Genomic DNA, 15,756 nt, shown 5'->3' with positions numbered 1-15,756 from the left:
AAGGATAGTGCTCAACCATAAAAAATATATGTTTGTTTGTTAATCCGGCAAACCCAGGACGGCACACCAATTATGATGATGAGAAATAAAACCTTAATGCTTGTTATAGCAATTTGCAGCTGTATGATCGGCCCCGGCGCCATCGCCCAAAAAAATCAGCAAACTATTGCAAAAAAATATGATGTGGCCGCGTTTTTATACCCGGCCTACGCCAATGACGACCCGCGTTTGCGCCCGTTCTGGCCCGCGGGCAATGGCGAGTGGGAAACCGTTACCACCATGCAGCAACGTTTCCCCGGCCATTACTGGAACCGTAAACCCGCCTGGGGCCCGGTTAATGAAGCCGACCCGGCCATTATGAACATGGAAATTAACGAAGCCACCAATCATGGGGTTAATGTTTTTATTTTCGACTGGTACTGGTATGACGGCCGCCCGTTTATGGAAACAACGCTTGATAACGGTTTTCTGAAAGCCGCTAACGTTAATAAAATGAAGTTTTACCTGATGTGGGCCAACCATGATGTATTGAACCTTTGGGATACCCGCCTGAATAAATATAACGAGAACAACGTGATCTGGACCGGCAAAGTAAGCCGCGAGGAGTTTGAAAAGATCTGCAAACGTAACATCGAGAAATACTTTAAGCTGCCGCAATATTATAAGATTGACGGCAAGCCGGTATTTATGATCTATGACGTGCCGCAGCTGATTGCCGGGCTGGGCGGTGTTGAAAACACAGTAGCCGCGCTAAAATGGTTTAAAGAAGAAACCAAACGGGCCGGTTTCCCGGGGCTCGAACTGCAGTTGACAATGTGGTCGCAAAACACCAATTACAGCGGTGTTGATGGCAGCAAATCTAAAAACCCCGAGAACGACTTTGTGAAAAAACTGGGCTTTACCAGCGCCACGCATTACCAGTTTGTACATTTTATGAACCCGGCCGACGACTATTTGAACATCCTTGAAAAAGTAAAAAAAGAATGGGCGCGCATTGACAAAGATTTTGAGCTGACCTATTACCCGCATGTCAGCATTGGCTGGGATAACAGCCCGCGCACCGGCCAGAGCCCGGTAATGCGTAACAACACGCCCGACAATTTTGCCAAAGGCCTGCAAATGGCTAAGGACTATGTTGACGCGCACCCCAAACAGGCCCCGCTCATCACCATCAACAGCTGGAACGAGTGGACCGAAACCAGCTACCTGGAGCCGGATAACGTTAATGGCTACGGTTATCTGGAAGCGGTGAAGAAGGTGTTTGTAGATCATAAATAAACCGACTCCTTTGTTATTTTGAGCGATAGGGAAGATTTATAGAACGGCGATTACTTGGTTTGTAAATTCTTGCCTATCGCATAGAATACAATTGATTAACTGCTTGTTATGCTTTCATCAACTTTTCATCCTAAATCCTTATCTTCGCTGCCCGAAACGGATTGTTTAAAAGTTTATGAAATTATTAGAAGGAAAAACCGCGTTAATAACCGGAGCGTCAAAAGGAATTGGACGCAAAATTGCCGAAAAGTTTGCCGAGCACGGCGCTAATGTGGCTTTTACTTATTTATCGTCTGTTGAAAAAGGATTGGCCCTGGAGCAGGAACTGAAAAGTTTTGGCACCCAAATTAAAGGCTACCAGTCTGACGCTTCAAAATTTGACCAGGCTGATAAACTGATCAATGATATCATAGCCGATTTTGGCACCCTGCATATTGTAGTTAACAACGCCGGTATTACCAAAGATGGTTTGCTGATGCGCATGACCGAAGAACAATGGGACGACGTTTTAGAGGTTAACCTGAAATCTGTATTCAATATTACCAAAGCGGCATCAAAAATTATGATGAAGAACCGCGATGGCGTATTTATTAACATGAGCTCGGTTGTTGGGGTTGACGGTAACGCCGGCCAGTCAAACTATGCCGCTTCAAAAGCGGGTATCATCGGTTTCTCCAAATCAATAGCGAAAGAATTAGGCTCACGTAATATCCGTACCAACGTTATAGCGCCGGGCTTTATCCGTACCGAGATGACGGAGGTGCTTGACCCTAAAGTAGTTGAAGGCTGGGCACAATCTATCCCCCTTAAACGTGCCGGCGAAACCGAAGACGTGGCTAACGCCTGCGTATTCTTGGCGTCAGACCTGGCGACTTATATCACCGGGCAGGTTATCCCGGTTGATGGCGGAATGTTGTAGTTAGTTGCCAAAACATATTTAAAAGAGCATATTTGTTATGCTCTTTTTTTATGCAGCTATTTTTTCTTTTGTAAGCGCTTTGCCGTTAATTACCAACATTATTACACCAAACATTCGCAATATTTTTGCATTTTGCACAATAACGTAAAACGTGTTACGTACAACGTTCAACTTGAAAAATGCTGCTATTTTCAATAACCTGGGGAAGTGTTTCGGGATGGTGGGCGCCGGTTTGCCTGCTGCTGGGTTTGCTGTATGCCTGGGTAATGTACCGGCGGCCGCTCAACCTGGCCGATAAATTCAGGTACGCGTTAGCAGCTTTTCGTACGCTGGCGGTGTTTTTGATTGCGTTGTTGCTGGTGTCGCCGCTGGTACGGTCTACCAGTTATCAGCCCCAAAAGCCGTTGATACTGGTCGCCCAGGATAACTCGGCATCTATCAATACTTTTCATCCGGCTGGATTTAACCCTGCCCAATTTGTTACCGACCTGGGCAAGCTTAAACAACAGCTGGGCGATGGCTACGAGGTGCAGGAGTTTAATTTTGGCCATGAGTTGTCTGCCGGTCTGTCCCAAACACTTAACGGCAGGCAAACCAATATAGCCGCCGCGCTGCGCCAGTTAAATGACCGGTTTGCTAACCAAAACATTGGCGCCGTAGTTTTGGCTACCGATGGCCTGTATAACCAGGGTGCTGACCCGCAGTATGAGGCCCGTAACTTCAAAAGTAGTATTTACACCATCGCTCTTGGCGATACTGTTGCCAGGCGCGATTTGCTGATCGGTAATGTAAACTATAATAAAACCGCTTTTTTAGGCAACGACTTTGAAATTGAAGTGCTGGCCCAGGCCTACCAGAGCAAAGGCGAAACCATGTACCTGACGGTTACGGAAGACGGGCGGCAGGTAAGCGCGCAGCTCATCCCGGTTACCAATGACGCGTTTAAAAAAGTAGTTACCATTAAGCTAAATGCTGATAAAAAAGGCATCCATAAGTTCAATATCGGTATAAGGCCCGTTAAAAATGAGCTGTCCACCCAAAACAATGTGGAGACCATTTATGTGGAGGTGCTGGATGCCAAACAAAAAATACTGCTGGTGTATGATGCCGCACACCCTGATATTAACGTGATAAAACAAGCCATTGAGGCTAATAAAAATTATGAATTAAAGACAAGCCTGCTATCGGATGCCGGCACTTTAAAACTGGGTGATTATAGCCTGGTGATCGTTCACCAGCCATCGCCGGGTACATTTGGCACGTTAAAGGAGCTGATTGCCGGAAGCAAAACGCCGCTATGGTATATGCTGGGTGCGCAGGCAGATGCTTCCGGTTTCAATGCGGCGCAAAAACTGATAAAGATCAGTGCCTCAAGGTTAGAAATGCAGGAAGTGTTTGCACAACCTGCGTCGGGGTTTACATCGTTTACCCTGTCTGATTCTACCCTGCAAAAAATAAGCGGTATGCCGCCTTTACAGGCGCCGTTTGGCAGTTATACTTCATCGGTAAACAATGGTGTGCTGTTTAAACAAAAGATCGGCTCGGTGGCCACAAGCTATCCGCTGTTGTTATTTGGTGATGACGGCGGCCGGCGCCTGGCTATATTAACCGGAGAGGGTTTATGGCGCTGGCAGTTAGCCGAATATCAAAACTACGGCAATCATCATGCGATGGAAGAGTTGTTTAGCCAAAGTGTGCAATACCTCACCGCCAATGGCAACCGGCAGCGGTTCAGGGCCTATCCGTCAAAAAATATATTTGATGAAGGGGAGAATGTATTGCTGAACGCCGAGTTATACAACGAAGCCCTTGAACTGGTTAATACGCCCGATGTAAAAGTCGAACTTAAAAATGCCGACGGTAAAAATTACAGCTTTTTGGCCACACGCAACGGCCAAAGCTATCAACTGGATGCAGGCGCTTTGCCTGTAGGTGCGTATACCTATACCGCCACCACCAAACTGGGCAACCGCCTGTTTAACGCCGGCGGGCAGCTAACGGTTAAGCCGCTCAACCTCGAGATCAGGCAGAGCGCGGCTAACCACCAGTTATTAAGAAACCTGGCCAGGCAAAGCGGCGGCGAAATGCTGCAGCCATCGCAGATCAGCCGCCTTGCCGATCTGATCCGCAAGAACGAAAACATCAAAACCCTGGTTTATGAAGACAAGCATTACAGCGATATGATCGATGTAAAATGGATCTTCGTGCTGATCGTCGCTTTGTTAAGCGTGGAATGGTTTTTACGAAAGCGCGAGGGGGAGATTTAAACCTTTAACAGCGCCTTTGGTTTACGGCATCGATTGCATAGTTTTAATTTTAATTTTCAAATGGATAGGGGTAATTTTAAATACCAATTAAAACTATTCATGTCCGGGGTCTTAAATCAGCGTTGGGGCATTTTGCCAATGTTCAAGCTGCTTGTGTTATTGTTGCTGGCTGTGCCTGCTGTTAAGGCTGGTGCGCAACAGGCAGCCGACAAACCAGCGGCACCTGCCATACTACCCGGTAAAGGCGCATCCGAATTTGATTTCTTTTACGCCGGTGAGGCCAAGGACCGTAAGATGTACATCGTCAGGAATGGAAAGATCACCTGGTCGTACATTGACACTTTGGGCAGGGGCGAGATAAGCGATGCTGTTTTAATGAAAAATGGGAACGTGCTTTTTGCACACCAGTTTGGTATAACGCTCATCGACAAAAACAAAAAAGTGTTGTGGAACTATGACACTCCAAAAAATCACGAAACGCATACCGCTCAACCAATAGGGACCGACCACGTTGTGTTCATCCAAAATGGCGACACCGCCAGGCTTTTTGTGATGAACATCAAAACCAATACAATTGAAAAGCAATTTACCCTGCAAACTAAAGGCACCGGCACCCACGGACAGTTTCGCCACGCGCGGCTAACTCAAGATGGTAACATCCTGGTGGCACATATGGACCTGGGTAAAATTCGCGAGTATGATATTAACGGCAACCAGTTATTATCAATTGACATGCCGGGCGTTTGGTCTGTTGAGCCGTTAAAGAATGGTAATATCCTGGCCTGCGGGCATGAAGGGCATAAAACATCTTTCGCCCGCGAGGTTAACCGCAAAGGCGAAATGGTATGGGAATACATGATGAGCGATATGCCCGGCTATAAATTCCCCGAGCCACAAATTGCTACGCGCCTGGCTAACGGCAATACATTAATTAATAACTGGTTTAACCAGTGGGACAGCAAGCCTGACCCCGGTAATTTGCAGGTACAGGCCATAGCAGTTACGCCTGATAAAAAAGTGGTCTGGGCGCTGCGGTCATGGTCAGCACCGTTAAATCTCGGCCCGTCAACTATCATACAGTTGCTTGACGATGCTAATGCCATAACGGAGCAGGTGCATTTTGGTAATATAAAATAAGTTTAATACCCCTGTTAATTTAAATTGTGCCCTGTTGGTGTAAAAGCCGGCAGGGCTTTTTGTAACAGCAGTTGGTGATAAGGATGCCATAAAGTTTGGTGACCATAAGCCTACAGGCTAAATATTAGCCCTTATCAAACACTAATATTTAAAATATTAAAAACCCTATTCCTTTTTCGGTAAACATTTCTATTTTTGTAGCGATAAAAAAATAAGCACTATGAACAATTCAATGGAAGAAGCAAACTCAGAACGTAATTACATCTTATTGGTAATTGCTATAGTTATAGGGTTGGTAGGCGTTTATTTACGCTTCGCGGATTTTAGGCACGCTTCTGCAGTAGCTAATGTTATTTTGGCCATTGGTGCCGGTGTAGGGCTTAAAGCGATATTTAGCATCATTAAGTAATTTTATATTGCTGTATAAATAAAAAAAGCGTCCCGAAATTTTCGGGACGCTTTTTTTATGCTGATTGGCCCGGTTTATTTGGGCCGGTATTTGGCATCATTCAGTATTTTCTGCGCATCGTTGTTCGCCATTAACTGCTGCAGGGTTACTTCCGGGTGGCGCTCCATATATTCTTTCACTATCTGCCAGCCGGTCCATACGCCTACTTTCGGCGCCGATTCGTTGCGGCTGCCCAGCTGGGGCGTAAACGGCGCTTCGCTGATGTACGTCTGTATTTTTTGATAATCGGTTTCATACAATAAATTCTGCTCAAGCAGATAAGCCCAAATGGTTGATTTAAAATCCGTGCACCATGCCAGCTGCTGGGTGGTATAACCAATTTTGGTTGAGTCGGGAGTGTCTGGTAAAATCTGGTCCATAAAATAAAGTATCTTTCCATTATACACCATTTTTGATAATAATGTTTTATCATTATCACTTTCCGGAAACATATCTTCGCGGGCTATCCCTTCAATAACACGGGGGGTAATATTGTCGGGCGTAAACCGCCTGGATATGTAGTGCGGAAACACCTCTATCAGCGCCGGATAGAACCTTGAATTGGCGCCTAAAAACAAGTCGAGCCCAATACCAAAATAGCCGTCGCCCACGGCGGTCTGCGCTTTAAAGCCCGAAAAGTAAGCGTATACCTTTGGCATCCGCTTTTGCGGATAGTAATATTTGATCCTCCGGAAAGCATCTGTCAGTTCGGCCTCCTGTTTTTCCAGTTTACCGGGATATACCGAATCAACGTCGTGTTTAACATCAAGGTAGGGGCGGCCCTTAAAAACGGGCCTCAGTACGCTAAAATAACCCGTATCATTAATGCTGCCGGCCTGCAGGATCTGCTCGGTATAGTCGCGGTAAAAATTGCCGTATTTTTTCAACAACAGCATGGCCTGTTGCTCCATGGGTTTTGTCCGCAGGCCGTCAAAATCGTGGTCAAAGCGCTCTATTTTAACATCAATGGGTATATTGCTGACATCAATTTTTTTACTGCGGCCACAGGCGGCAAGCAGCAGGCCCATAATAAAAATTAAATAAATTTGTTTGAACTTATACAAGGTTGGTATCATTTTTATACTTTCAACAAAATTAATTTATTATTTGCATTTAGGTGCAGCCAGTACTTGTAATATCGTAATGAAACCATCATGCGCTGCCATTTAACTATACAATGCAGCAACCCTGATGACTTCATTACCGTTAAAAATAATTTATATTGATAACTTATATTGATGAAAATAGCATTAGCCCAGCTTAACTATCACGTTGGTAATTTTGAGTCGAACACCGCCCATATCATCCAGCATATACAAAAAGCCCGGCAAAATGGGGCTGATTTAGTGGTATTTGCCGAATTATGCGTTTGCGGCTACCCCGCACGCGACTTTTTAGAGTTTAGCGAGTTTATAAACCAATGCGAAGTGGCCGCCCAAAAAATCGCTGCCGAGTGCACAGATATTGCGTGCATAATTGGCTTGCCTATCCCTAATCATAACCTTGAGGGTAAGGATTTAAACAACTCGGCCTATTTTATAGAGAACGGCAAGGTTAAGGCCATTGTAAACAAGGCGCTGCTGCCTAACTATGATATATTTGACGAGTATCGCTACTTTGAACCGTCAACCCGGTTTAATTGTATTGAGTTTAAAGGCAAGCGCATAGCCCTGACCATTTGCGAGGATTTATGGAACACCATTGAAAACCCGCTGTATATAACCCGCCCGATGGATACGCTGATTAAGCAAAACCCTGACCTGATGATCAACATTGCCGCATCGCCTTTTGCTTATAATCATGACGAGGAAAGGATCGCTATTTTAAAAGATAATGCCGCGCGTTATAACCTGCCGCTGTTTTACGTTAACCATGTCGGCGCGCAAACCGAGTTAATATTTGATGGCGGATCATTGGTGTTTGATAGCGCCGGTACGCTGGTTGATGAACTGCCTTATTTTGAAGAAAGCTTAACCTATTATACTTTAGATGATCATAACGGCGTGTCTTTTGATCATCCGTCGACCGTAAAAGCGGCAAGGGTCAGTGATATTGCGCAGATTCACGATGCACTAATTTTAGGGATCCGCGATTATTTCCATAAATCGGGCTTTAGCCGTGCTATACTGGGTTTATCCGGTGGGATAGACTCGGCCGTAGTATGCGCGCTGGCGGCCGAGGCATTGGGCCCTGAAAATGTGATGGCGGTGTTATTGCCGTCGAAATTTTCAAGCGACCACTCCATAAAAGATGCGGTGGACCTGGTAACTAATTTAGGCTGCATGAGCGAAACCATCGCCATAAAAAACATTACCGAAGCATTTGAAGCCGCCCTGCACCCGCAGTTTAAGGACCTGCCCTTTAACATCGCCGAAGAAAATATCCAATCGCGCAGCCGCGCAGTTTTGCTGATGGCTATGTGTAATAAGTTTGGTTATATCCTGTTAAATACATCCAACAAAAGCGAGGCTGCCGTGGGTTATGGTACTTTGTATGGCGATATGTGCGGCGGTATATCTGTTATTGGGGATGTTTACAAAACACAGGTTTTTGAGCTGGCGGGATATATTAACCGCGGGCGTGAGATCATACCTGAAAATTCGATTATTAAACCGCCATCGGCCGAGTTAAGGCCGGGGCAAAAAGATTCAGACTCGTTGCCCGAATATGATATCCTGGATAAAATATTAGCTCAATATATTGAACATCGCTGCTCTGCCAACGAGATCATCAAAATGGGTTACGACGAAGCTACGGTGCACCGCGCTATAAGGTTAATTAACCTTGCCGAGCATAAACGCTATCAAACACCACCAATATTAAGGGTATCGCCCAAGGCCTTTGGCATGGGCAGGCGGATGCCTATCGTTGGGAAGTATTTGCAGTAACCGCCCCTGTTCTAAATCTTTTGCACCACCGTTGTCTGTGAATATACGGGCAACGGTGATAAGCTTATTAAAAGCGTTTATCCCTTCCCTAATAATTCTTCCAGCTTATTTTCAAGCTCGGGGCCACGCAGGTCTTTGGCAATGATCTTGCCATCAGGGTCAAGCAGGAAGTTGGCAGGTATGGAGTGGATCGAATAAAGTTCGGCAGCTTCGTTTCTCCAAAATTTCAAATCAGATACCTGAGTCCAGGTCAGGCCGTCGTGTTTGATCGCTTCCTGCCAGCTTGACTGGTCGCCCGGCCTGTCTAATGATACACCCAGTACGGTAAAGTTTTTGGTTTTGTATTTATTGTAGGCTTTTACCACATTGGGGTTTTCCTGGCGGCAAGGGCCGCACCATGACGCCCAAAAATCAATCAATACATATTTCCCTCTGAAAGAGGATAATTTAATCGGGTTGCCGTTAACATCGGGTTGTGTAAAATCAGGAGCCATGCTGCCTACCGCTGTAGTTTTTGATTCGTCGATGGTTTTTTTGATGATCTTGCCTATCTCCAGGTCTTTTACAGATTGGTCAAGGCTATTATATAACGTCTCAACTTCTGCAGGAGTAGCGCCTTGCTTAGTTAGCTGATTAATAATAATTAAACTTAAATAACTGCGCGGGTGCGTTGAAGCGAAAGTTGTAAAAATAGCACGCTGCCTGTCCTGCAAAACCTTAAACCGGGCCTGCATATCCTGTTGAAACCGGGGCGAGTTCTGCTGGTCGGCCGATGCGGCTGTCCTTTGGCTGTTTAGTATTTTGGCCTCGTCATTAACTGGTTTTAACTGCTGGGTAAGGTACTTGTCCTCATCATTTATAACAGAGCCGGTAATTGCCGCGGTTTTAACAGAGTCTTTATCGGTAGCAACGTTAGTGGTTCCTTTATCCAGGAAAAAATTTAACATATCCGGCGTGTTGCCTAATTTGCTGATCCCTGTTCCCTGGTGATCTATAACCAGCAGCGAATTTGAGGGGCTTGGAATGTAACCGGTAATAATAAAATTGCCGTTTGCGATGATGGCCGAGTCGACCACCTTGTTTGCGCCTACCTGGTAAAATAAATAGGCCCAGGCCGGCGAGGACACGTTGCCTACTTTGCCGTTTATGGTAAAATTATTTGCGGGTGCCTGTGCAAGTGCAAGCGCGGGCAATAATGCGGTTATAATTAAAAGTAATTTCTTCATTGATTTTTTAAAGATACAGGACTTATAACGGATATTACCTGTTACAATTATATATGGGTTAAGTTAATTTTTGATAAGTGCGCCACCAAAGATCAGGCATTTCGCCGCTGGTAGCGGTTTGATAGTCCTCATACCTGCACGGAACCAGGTGGAAGCGTTCGTTTTTTGAGCCGCCCGTAGGGTAGGGTACCTGCATCCACCACCGGTCTGATTTTTTGCTTTTCACAAACACCAGCTCATGGTCATCATGCCGCAGGCTGGTTTTATAAATAAGATATTGCGATTTAGGGCTAAGCGGGAAATCTTTTTTACGGTTATAAACCCCGTCAATAAAGTACCAGATCATTTGCGACAGCAGCATTGCCGTTTGCCCGTTGCTATCGTAAGCAGGGTTAAACTCATAAAAACCTATTGAGGTTAGTTTATCGTTAAATCCGGCATAGCGGCACAGCTGGCAGGCCTCTTCGCCGTAAAAGCCGTTGGGTGTAGCGTTGGTATTGGCAGCCGCGTCAGCCGAGCGGATGGCGCTGACGTCAAAGCTTATCATGTTGGCATTGCGGATGGTAGGCTCGGCAACTGCAATATTGCCGCTTAAAGCGCCCAGGCGGTGTACATCAAAATAAAGCTTTTCCATTACCCGCAGGCTATCCTGGCTGGCAAAAAAGGTTTGGTAGCCCAGGTTGCTGTAGTTAAACAGGTAGTTGGGCTCGTGCAAAAATATTTTGCTTAGGTAAGATGTTGACGTGGTTTCTATGGATTCGGTAAACTCATCATCTTCCAGGTCAAAATGCGAGTCGACCACCACCAGGTCAACTTTTTGCTCCAGGGTTTCATAACCCAGGTACTGTGCATAGGTAAGATCCTGCCCGCCGCCAATTATTACGGGGATAATATCTTTTTTTAACAGTTCAGCAACTACGGTTTTAACTGCGAAATAAGTATCTGTCACGGTTTCGCCCTGGCGGATATTGCCAAGGTCGACAATTTTGGTGAGGTACGCGCCTTCATTTAACAGGTAAAGCTTTTCGCGCACATAATTGGGTGCCAGCGCGCAGCCGGGGTTGCCTGTTGCATTCCTGTCCTCCTGCACGCCTATAATGGCGATATCTGCAGGTTGGTCCAGGTCAGGAAAACTGTCGGCGTAATAACTGATCTTACTACCCAAATGACTGGTATAATATCCGTTTTTAGGAGCTATGGCATTCAGATCGATCGGCGTAAAGAAATCAGATAAGGACATGTTGTTAAGGTGCAAATGTGTAGCTATGCAAATATGCGGATTTTTTAGGTTTGGCGATTGATGGCAGATATATAAAAATATAAACATCTGCACATTTGTACATTTGCATATCCGCACATCTATCACCACATTTGCACAATCACAACATGATATTAATAACGGGTGCCACAGGTTTTTTAGGGTCGGAGTTAGCGAAGCAGTTAGCCGAGCGGGGCGAGGCTATACGTTGTACTAAAAGGGCTTCGTCCGTTATCCCGGCATTGTTACTGCCTTATACCCAAATTGAATGGGTGAATGCGGATATACTGGATGTTTTTGCTTTGGAAGAAGCATTGGAAGGTGTTAACCGGGTTTATCATTGTGCCGCCTGGGTATCTTTAAAACAGGCCGACAAAGCGCCTATGATCCGCGCTAACGTTACCGGTACGGCTAATGTAGTCAACCTGTGCCTCGACCAGGGGATCAGGCTGGTGCACGTAAGCTCGATAGCTGCAATAGGGCAGGCCAAGCCCGGAGAGCTGATCACCGAAAATCATCACCTGGAAATAACTACTGAGAATGACGGCTATGCTATTTCAAAACTGGAGAGCGAAATGGAAGTATGGCGCGGCATTGCCGAGGGATTGGATGCGGTGATCGTTAATCCTTCATTAATTATCGGGCCAAACGCAGGCACTTTAGGCAGCGGACAGCTTTTTGAAACAGTACGCAATGGACTGAAATTTTATACCGAAGGCAGCGCCGGATTTGTTGATGTGGAAGATGTTGCCAAATGTATGATAGCCCTGATGGAAAGTAACCTTACCGAAGAACGCTACATCATAAGTGCCGAAAATAGGAACTATCAGCAACTTACTGCAGAAATTGCCCGGGGCTTTCATATAAAACCGCCGGCAACCCTGGCCAAGCCCTGGATGATGGAAATAGCCTGGCGTGGCGCCGCTTTATTGGGCTTCATTACCGGCAGGCCCCCTGCACTGGATAAGATAGCCGCCAGATCAGCAACCCAGATTCGCGATTTTGATAATAGCAAAATAAAGGCAGCCACAGGTATTGAATTTAAGCCGGTTAGCCAAACGATAGCGGCGGTTTGCGAGCGCCTGACCCGTTAACTTTAACTTTGTATTGTTTTATAAAACTATTATCTTGGTGGTATGGAACAGTATGATCACCGTATAGACGAGTACATAGGCAAAAAAGCGGCCTTCGCACAACCTATATTAAAGCACTTACGTGCATTAATGCATAGCGTTTCGCCGCAGATTACTGAGACTATAAAATGGGGGCATCCATTTTTTGAGTATAAGGGCACGCTGGCAAACATGGCCGCCTTTAAAGAACACTGTGTATTTGGGTTCTGGAACAGCACAGCTATTAATGATCCGTATGGTGTAATGCAGCGGCCCGGCGAAAAAGAGGCCGCCGGTAATTTCGACCGGATCACCAAGCTATCAGACCTTCCCAGCGATGAGATCCTTAAAGATTTTATTTTACAGGGGATAGCCTTAAAAGACAATAATTATAAACCGTCTGCAAAAAAAGCATCGGTGCCAAAAGCGCCTATTGAAATGCCAGACTACTTTGCAGCTGCATTAGCTGATAATCAGAAGGCCCTTGCAATCTTTCAGGATTTTAGCCCCTCATGCAAGCGTGAATACCTGGAGTGGATAACTGAAGCCAAAACCGATGCTACCCGCCAAAAACGTATAGAAACAGCACTGGAATGGATAGGTGAGGGGAAGACCAGAAACTGGAAGTATAAGTAGGCAATACAATAAAACAGGTCACTCCCGGCATCGAGAAGAATGACCTGTTTATGTTTAGAGATTACGCTATAAAGCTCTCCAATATTTTAAAACCGCCGGTAGTTTCCAGGTCAATTTTATCAATGGTTTTGGGTAATAAAATACACTCGCCCATTTTAACCGGGTAGCTTTCGCCATTATATTTAATAGTATAAGCTCCGGCAAGGCAAACATGTATCACAAACGAATCCAAATTGCTGTAATCCTTGCTGGTACTTTGGGTAGCGTCTAACACGCTTGTGGTAAAATACGGGCAGCTTACCAATTCAACGGTTTCGTCCTTTTCAGGGGTGTATTTTGTTTTGTAGTTACCGTAGTACTTATAGTCTATAGCCGCTAAAGCTTCTTCGGTATGCAGCTCACGTTTATTGCCATTAGCATCTACACGGTCAAAGTCATAGATCCGGTAAGTGATATCAGATGTTTGCTGGATCTCGGCTAACAATAAACCGGCACCGATGGTATGGACACGTCCCGCAGGTAAAAAGAAAACATCGCCTTCGTTGGCGATTTCGCGGTTCAGCACGTCCATTAAATGGCCGCTGTTAAATGCCTCTAAATATTTTTCCTGATTCAATTCCCGGTTAAAACCGGCAATAAGGGTCGAACCCGGGTCAGACTCAATAATGTACCACATCTCTGTTTTACCAAACGAGTTATGGCGCTTTTTAGCCAACTCATCATTGGGATGCACCTGGATAGAAAGATCCTCGTTGGCATCGATAAACTTCACCAGTAACGGGAAGATGTTGCCAAAGTGTTTGTACACCTTTTCGCCAACCAGCTCTGCGCGGTATTGCTCCAATAAATCAGCCAGCGACTCGCCATTTAAAGCACCACCTTCAACAATAGAAACATCAGACTTAACGCCCGAAATTTCCCAGGTCTCGCCACAGTTGGGCAGGTTTCCAAAATCTTTATGCAGGTAGGTTTTTATTTTTTGGCCACCCCAAATTTTGTCTTTGAAAATGGTTTTGAATTTAAGAGGATATAGTGCTGTTGACATGAGAGATAATTTTGCGCTAAGTTATGGATTTTGAATAAGGGTGGAACAGGGTTTTCTAAAAAATAGGTCATAAAAAAAAGCCCGCCTGTTAACAAGTGGGCTTTTTTTTATTTAAAAGGCAGATTATTTGCCCAGCTTCTTTTTCAAATTTTCGTCAATTGCTTCCAAAAATTCTTCGGTATACAGGTAATCTGTACCGTGCTCAACTTTTGGCTTAATGGTGATGGCCAAATCTTTGGTCATTTTGCCACTTTCAACAGTTTCAATACAAACTTCTTCCAAAGCCTTGCAGAAATCAATCAGCTCCTGGTTACCGTCAAGAATACCACGGAACTCTAAACCACGTGTCCACGCGAAGATAGAAGCGATAGGGTTGGTTGATGTAGGGCGGCCGGCCTGGTGCTCGCGGTAGTGACGGGTTACTGTACCGTGGGCGGCTTCGGCTTCCATTACTGTACCATCTGGTGTAACTAAAGTTGATGTCATTAAACCTAATGAACCAAAGCCTTGTGCTACGGTATCAGATTGTACGTCGCCATCATAGTTTTTACAGGCCCAAACAAAGTTACCGTTCCATTTAAGGGCCGATGCAACCATGTCGTCAATTAAACGGTGCTCATAAGTAATGCCGGCATCAGCAAATTTTTGTTTGTAATCGTTTTGGTAGATCTCTTCAAAAATATCTTTAAAACGGCCATCGTATTTTTTAAGGATGGTGTTTTTGGTTGACAGGTATAAAGGCCAGCCTTTCATCAGCGCCTGGTTAAAGCAGGCATGTGCAAAACCGCGGATAGATTCGTCAGTATTGTACATTGCTAAAGCAACACCATCGCCTTTAAAGTTAAATACCTCAAACGACTGCTCGGGGCTGCCATCCTCTGGCGTAAATTTAATGGTAAGCTTACCTTTTCCTTTGGTTAAGAAATCGGTAGCGCGGTACTGGTCGCCAAAAGCATGACGGCCGATGCAGATCGGGGCCGTCCAGTTTGGTACCAAACGCGGTACGTTGTTCATCACAATCGGTTCACGAAAAACGGTGCCGTCCAATATGTTCCGGATGGTTCCGTTTGGCGATTTCCACATTTGTTTCAAGCCAAATTCTTCCACGCGTTGTTCATCGGGAGTAATAGTGGCACATTTAATGCCTACTCCATACTGTTTAATAGCATTTGCAGCATCAATGGTTACCTGGTCATTGGTTTCATCACGATGCTCTAAACCAAGATCATAATATTTAATATCCAGGTCCAGGTAAGGAACTATCAGTTTATCTTTTATAAACTTCCAGATTATGCGGGTCATTTCATCGCCATCCAGCTCAACTACCGGATTATTTACTTTAATTTTTGACATACCAGGTGTTCTTGTTTTTTTTATTAATGGCTTCAAATATATAAAAATTGAAATTACCATTTGGGTATTCCCCACCAATTTGGCAATATGTGATTATAATTTTACGTTAGTATTGTTTTATTAAAGTTTGGTTGTATTTTTATCAACTATAAATTATGCGGGGAGCGATAAATGTTTTAATACGTTATC

General features: G+C 45.0%; 13 protein-coding genes. 8 read left to right on the top strand and 5 right to left on the bottom strand.

The features are described from left to right. The first annotated feature begins 96 nt into the window (after positions 1-96). The 5 genes from LJ658_RS04055 to LJ658_RS04035 all read left to right on the top strand — a co-directional run bounded on the left by LJ658_RS04055 (position 97) and on the right by LJ658_RS04035 (position 6,010). Complete coding sequence (locus LJ658_RS04055; protein ID WP_230545183.1) at positions 97-1,278, top strand: glycoside hydrolase family 99-like domain-containing protein; 1,182 nt, start codon at positions 97-99, stop codon at positions 1,276-1,278. 175 nt (positions 1,279-1,453) lie between these two features. Further along, positions 1,454-2,197, top strand: a complete 744-nt coding sequence (fabG, locus tag LJ658_RS04050; protein WP_230545182.1) for a 3-oxoacyl-[acyl-carrier-protein] reductase — start codon at positions 1,454-1,456, stop codon at positions 2,195-2,197. Positions 2,198-2,376: 179 nt separating this feature from the next. Beyond that, positions 2,377-4,464: a hypothetical protein gene (locus tag LJ658_RS04045; protein WP_230545181.1), complete on the top strand. Its 2,088-nt coding sequence runs from the start codon at positions 2,377-2,379 to the stop codon at positions 4,462-4,464. A gap of 138 nt (positions 4,465-4,602) precedes the next feature. Continuing rightward, positions 4,603-5,601 carry a hypothetical protein gene (locus LJ658_RS04040; protein WP_230545180.1) on the top strand — a complete coding sequence of 333 codons (999 nt, stop codon included), beginning with the start codon at positions 4,603-4,605 and terminating at the stop codon, positions 5,599-5,601. A gap of 220 nt (positions 5,602-5,821) precedes the next feature. Further along, complete coding sequence (locus LJ658_RS04035; protein WP_230545179.1) at positions 5,822-6,010, top strand: hypothetical protein; 189 nt, start codon at positions 5,822-5,824, stop codon at positions 6,008-6,010. Positions 6,011-6,084: 74 nt separating this feature from the next. Here the strand turns inward: LJ658_RS04035 and gldB are convergent, their stop codons facing one another. After that, a complete protein-coding gene (gene gldB, locus LJ658_RS04030; RefSeq protein ID WP_230545178.1) occupies positions 6,085-7,125 on the bottom strand; it encodes a gliding motility lipoprotein GldB in 1,041 nt (346 codons plus the stop codon). A gap of 162 nt (positions 7,126-7,287) precedes the next feature. Here gldB and LJ658_RS04025 point away from each other — a divergent pair, with 162 nt between their 5' ends. Then, positions 7,288-8,937: an NAD+ synthase gene (locus LJ658_RS04025; protein WP_230545177.1), complete on the top strand. Its 1,650-nt coding sequence runs from the start codon at positions 7,288-7,290 to the stop codon at positions 8,935-8,937. A gap of 77 nt (positions 8,938-9,014) precedes the next feature. On the opposite strand, the gene LJ658_RS04020 is transcribed toward LJ658_RS04025, so the two are convergent. Next, positions 9,015-10,163 carry a TlpA disulfide reductase family protein gene (locus LJ658_RS04020; protein WP_230545176.1) on the bottom strand — a complete coding sequence of 383 codons (1,149 nt, stop codon included), beginning with the start codon at positions 10,161-10,163 and terminating at the stop codon, positions 9,015-9,017. A 58-nt stretch (positions 10,164-10,221) separates the two neighbouring features. Next, positions 10,222-11,403 (bottom strand): formimidoylglutamase, encoded by a 1,182-nt coding sequence (locus LJ658_RS04015; protein WP_230545175.1) that lies wholly within the window; start codon positions 11,401-11,403, stop codon positions 10,222-10,224. Between the two features lie 146 nt (positions 11,404-11,549). Between LJ658_RS04015 and LJ658_RS04010 the strand changes: the two genes are divergently transcribed. Together LJ658_RS04010 and LJ658_RS04005 are read left to right on the top strand one after the other, a co-directional pair. Then, positions 11,550-12,515 (top strand): NAD-dependent epimerase/dehydratase family protein, encoded by a 966-nt coding sequence (locus tag LJ658_RS04010; protein WP_230545174.1) that lies wholly within the window; start codon positions 11,550-11,552, stop codon positions 12,513-12,515. 42 nt (positions 12,516-12,557) lie between these two features. Then, entirely contained in the window at positions 12,558-13,169 is a 612-nt protein-coding gene (locus LJ658_RS04005) for a YdeI family protein (RefSeq protein WP_230545173.1), read from the top strand. Positions 13,170-13,230: 61 nt separating this feature from the next. On the opposite strand, the gene LJ658_RS04000 is transcribed toward LJ658_RS04005, so the two are convergent. After that, positions 13,231-14,214 (bottom strand): type I phosphomannose isomerase catalytic subunit, encoded by a 984-nt coding sequence (locus tag LJ658_RS04000; RefSeq protein WP_230545172.1) that lies wholly within the window; start codon positions 14,212-14,214, stop codon positions 13,231-13,233. A gap of 123 nt (positions 14,215-14,337) precedes the next feature. Then, positions 14,338-15,567, bottom strand: a complete 1,230-nt coding sequence (locus LJ658_RS03995; protein ID WP_230545171.1) for an NADP-dependent isocitrate dehydrogenase — start codon at positions 15,565-15,567, stop codon at positions 14,338-14,340. Positions 15,568-15,756 lie beyond the last annotated feature (189 nt).

This window comes from Mucilaginibacter sp. UR6-11, assembly GCF_020880695.1.
Lineage (GTDB): Bacteria > Bacteroidota > Bacteroidia > Sphingobacteriales > Sphingobacteriaceae > Mucilaginibacter.
This window is presented reverse-complemented; position numbering and strand designations above follow the sequence as displayed.